A 3941-nucleotide genomic window follows, 5' to 3' on the forward strand; every position below is an offset into this window, starting at 1 on the left:
GTCTGTTATTCAAAAATAGCCAATATTTATTGACCAGCAAATTGATCTTTAAAGAAAAAATCTATCCATTCCCAGAAATTGCCTGTATGTTTAAGAAATCTAAAAAAATTACTGTTAGATATCACGAGGGTTGCCCGGTTGTCATTCGGGTGAAAGGTAAGTTTTTCGGCCTCTGACAGCAGGCGGTCAATGAACAGATGGACATGATGCTCCCTGTCGTGAATCAACCCGAAAGGGCTTACCGAACCGGGCTTCACTCCCAGATATTTCTGCAGGCGGGCCTCGGAGGCAAAAGACAACTTTCCCTGACGCACATATTTCTCCAGGGCATGGATGTCAAGAAGCCTGTCATGGCGCATAATAACCAGATAATGCCTGTTCCCCTTGTGATTTCTGAAAAAAATATTCCGGCAGAAGACCGCATCAATATCTTTCCAGTACCTTAGCGCTTCGTCAATCGTTGCAGCAGGCGGATGTTCGTAATACTGAAAAGGTATATCCAGCGTATGAAGCAGGTCGTATAAAGCAGGATCTCCGATCATATTACATCCAAAAGAATCCCTGGCATATTTTGCACAGGTGACAACAAAAAAACAAAATTTTTTCCTACTTTTGCCTGCCGGAAACAGAAAAGCAAGGTGCTTGTGCTGTTTCAGGCAAAAAGTTGATGAATCGGGGCGTGGCGCAGTTGGCTAGCGCACTTGCATGGGGTGCAAGGGGTCGGAAGTTCGAGTCTTCTCGCCCCGACATGTTCTGAAGGCGGAGGGAATTATACCTCCGCTTCTTTCATTTTATGCCGCTCATTCTGCAGAAAATACAGGTTAAAACTGCATAAAATCCGTATTGATTATCAGGTCACCGTTCATTTCCTCCCATATTTCCCTTGCAAGCTTTTCGCTTTCCTTACGGCTAATTGCACGCCTGCCCTCCGATTTCTCCTGTAACCTGACATTTTTTCCTCCCCTCATTCTCTGCCGTTCTGACAAAGTTTTCATAATAATTTGTTTTTTAGTATATTATACGTTTTTGACATGATTTTTGTTACCTTTTTCGCGCTTCTTACCAATATTAAAATTAATGCAATGAAGAAGCCACTAAAAAAGAAAATATGAACATACACACACATAATCTGTTAATTGTTGAACTTTCAGAATAGATATCTTTACAAACAACACAGAATATCATTAATATTAATCATTAAAATACCGTATTATGAGTTTATTCAAACCACTTGATGTTCAGAAAGATCCGGCTGAAAAAGTTGTTCCGGAAGGCAACGCCGAGCATGTCCATTGTCTCATTATCGGATCGGGACCGGCAGGATATACCGCAGCGATCTATGCAGCGCGTGCTAATCTGAAACCAGTTCTTTATGAAGGGCTTCAGCCCGGAGGCCAGCTCACTACCACCACCGAGGTGGAAAACTTTCCTGGCTATCCTGATGGAATTACAGGTCCTCAGATGATGGAGGATTTCAAAAAGCAGGCCCAGCGTTTTGGCACGGATATTCGTTTCGGAATGATCACATCGGTTGATTTCAGCAAAAGGCCGTTTAAAGTTGTTGCTGATGAAACCCATTTGATTGAAGCCGACGCTGTAATTATTGCCACCGGGGCCACAGCCAAATACCTGGGACTGGAGTCGGAAAAGAAATATATGGGCAGTGGCGTTTCAGCCTGCGCCACCTGCGATGGTTTCTTTTATAAAGGACAGGACGTTGCTGTTGTTGGCGGAGGAGATACAGCCTGCGAAGAAGCTCTCTACCTGGCCGGCTTGTGCCGGAAAGTTTACATGATTGTCAGAAAAAATTACCTCAGAGCCAGCAAAGTTATGCAGCAGCGGGTACTGAACACTCCGAACATAGAAGTACTGTTTGGTCATGTAACCAAAGAAATTGTCGGAGATCAGACCGTCAACGGAGTGATTCTCACTGACGATAAAGGACAGGAAAAGCGGATTGATGTTCAGGGTTTCTTTGTAGCAATTGGTCATACTCCGAACTCTGAAATCTTCAAACCCTGGATCGAAACGGATGAAACCGGATACATCATTACCCGTCCGGGAAGCACAAAGACCAATGTTGAAGGAGTATTCGCCTGCGGAGATGTTCAGGACAAGACATTCAGGCAGGCTGTTACGGCAGCCGGCTCGGGTTGCATGGCTGCCATCGAGGCAGAACGATGGCTGGCAGAACAGAAGTAAAAAAAGAATGCCTCAAATACAGATCGATTCATTTATACGAAGGTTAAGCAGTTTTAATTAAAAAAATCAACCGGTTGGCGCTCTGTGCTAACCGGTTGATTTTTAAAATCCTTTCCAGGGATATCAAAAACGAAATGTTAAGAACCTCTTTATTTGTTCACTTCTGCTATTTTGTCGGTATTGTATTTACCCTGTTTCAGTTTTTCGGCAATTTCCGAAAACGCGTTAATGGTGTACTGAACGTCATCCAGTGTATGGACCGCAGTAGGAATAATGCGGATCAGGATAACCCCTTTCGGAACAACAGGATATACAACAATGGAACAGAAGATGTTGTAATTTTCACGAAGATCAAAAATGATATTGGTGGCTTCCGGCACGCTTCCCGAGAGGAACACAGGAGTTACAGGCGAGTTGGTGTTTCCGAGATTGAATCCTTTGGCACGGAGTCCATCCTGCAAGGCCCGTACAATTTTCCAGAGATTGTCTTTTAACTCCGGACGGGTTTGCAGAAGTTCAAGCCTTTTCAGAGCTCCTTCTACCATGGGCATAGGCAGTGATTTGGCAAAAATCTGTGAACGCATGTTGTACTGCAGGTAGTCAATAACTTCCCGTTCCCCTGCAATGAAGCCTCCAATACCGGCCATAGCCTTGGCGAAGGTGGCAAAATACAGGTCGATCTTATCCTGCACGCCAAAATGCTCACCTGTTCCGGCTCCGGTTTTCCCCATGGTTCCGAATCCATGGGCATCATCCACGAGTATTCTGAACCGGAAATCTTTTTTCAGAGCGGCAATTTCATCGAGTTTGCCGAGATCGCCCGCCATACCAAAAACTCCCTCGGTAATAACAAGAATTCCTCCGCCAGTGGTTTCAGCCACATGGGTTGCATGCTCAAGCTGTTTTTTCAGACTGTCCATGTCATTATGGGCGTACACAAACCGTTTACCTATGTGCAACCGCAACCCGTCAAGAATGCAGGCATGGCTTTCAGAATCGTAAACCACCACATCATTCCTGCTTAAAAGGGTATCGATGATGGAAACCATCCCCTGGTAACCGAAATTCAGCAGGTAAGCTCTTTCCTTACCAACAAAGGCAGCGAGTTTTTCTTCCAGTTGTTCATGGAGAGTAGTTTGCCCCGACATCATACGGGCCCCCATAGGATATCCCAGACCCCAGCGCGCGGCCGCTTCGGCATCGGCTTTCCGAACTTCAGGATGGTTGGCCAGTCCCAGGTAATTATTCAGACTCCATGTAAGCACTTCCTTGCCTCTGAATTTCATTCTGGGTTTGATCTCTCCTTCAAGTTTGGGAAACATGAAATATCCATGTGCTTCCTTCTGATATTGACCCAGCGGACCACGGTTTTTGTGTATTTTATCAAAAATATCCACAGCAGTAAATTTTTAAGGTTATTTTAATGCTACAAACCTAATCGTTTTTTTGCAAATCGAAAAAATGCGTTATAGCATGCTCCTGTCATTGCCGTTTTGCACCTCGCTTAATAAGACAGTTTGAACGGAATTGATGAGGAATGTTTCAGGTGCCAGCAATAAAGAATCCTGTTATTTGTAAATATGCAGGATAAGGACTTAGAGTGTCAAGCCGGGTATGTCTGAAAACTTCCTTTACTGGCATCACCGGACAAATTACCTATCAGGTCTGTCGGCCAAAACTTCTGCTGAAAGTAATTTTTGTTAATTGTTATTAAAACTTGCAAAAATTTGAACATTATA

At 44.2% G+C, this 3941-nt stretch carries 4 protein-coding genes and 1 tRNA gene; 2 read left to right on the forward strand and 3 right to left on the reverse strand.

Annotation, left to right across the window (positions count from 1 at the left end; all coding sequences use genetic code 11):
- Positions 1-26: 26 nt before the first annotated feature.
- Positions 27-542, reverse strand: coding sequence for a prolyl-tRNA synthetase associated domain-containing protein (locus GX419_04045; protein ID NLI23863.1), 516 nt, complete (start codon positions 540-542; stop codon positions 27-29).
- Between the two features lie 131 nt (positions 543-673).
- On the opposite strand from GX419_04045, the gene GX419_04050 reads away from it, so the two are divergent.
- A tRNA-Pro gene (locus GX419_04050) sits at positions 674-747 on the forward strand.
- Positions 748-821: 74 nt separating this feature from the next.
- Here the strand turns inward: GX419_04050 and GX419_04055 are convergent.
- On the reverse strand, positions 822-995 hold the full coding sequence (locus tag GX419_04055) for a hypothetical protein (protein NLI23864.1): 174 nt from the start codon (positions 993-995) through the stop codon (positions 822-824).
- A 217-nt stretch (positions 996-1212) separates the two neighbouring features.
- Between GX419_04055 and trxB the strand changes: the two genes are divergently transcribed.
- A complete protein-coding gene (gene trxB, locus GX419_04060; GenBank protein ID NLI23865.1) occupies positions 1213-2202 on the forward strand; it encodes a thioredoxin-disulfide reductase in 990 nt (329 codons plus the stop codon).
- 149 nt (positions 2203-2351) lie between these two features.
- On the opposite strand, the gene GX419_04065 is transcribed toward trxB, so the two are convergent.
- Positions 2352-3599, reverse strand: a complete 1248-nt coding sequence (locus GX419_04065; GenBank protein ID NLI23866.1) for an aminotransferase class I/II-fold pyridoxal phosphate-dependent enzyme — start codon at positions 3597-3599, stop codon at positions 2352-2354.
- Between the last annotated feature and the right edge of the window lie 342 nt (positions 3600-3941).

Source organism: Bacteroidales bacterium (genome assembly GCA_012517825.1).
Taxonomy (GTDB): domain Bacteria; phylum Bacteroidota; class Bacteroidia; order Bacteroidales; family JAAYUG01; genus JAAYUG01.

Bases quoted from the DNA above. Each gene is read 5' to 3' on its own strand.
- GX419_04055 (NLI23864.1), bottom strand. From the start codon at position 995: ATGAAAACTTTGTCAGAACGGCAGAGAATGAGGGGAGGAAAAAATGTC.
- trxB (NLI23865.1), top strand. From the start codon at position 1,213: ATGAGTTTATTCAAACCACTTGATGTTCAGAAAGATCCGGCTGAAAAA.
- GX419_04045 (NLI23863.1), bottom strand. From the start codon at position 542: ATGATCGGAGATCCTGCTTTATACGACCTGCTTCATACGCTGGATATA.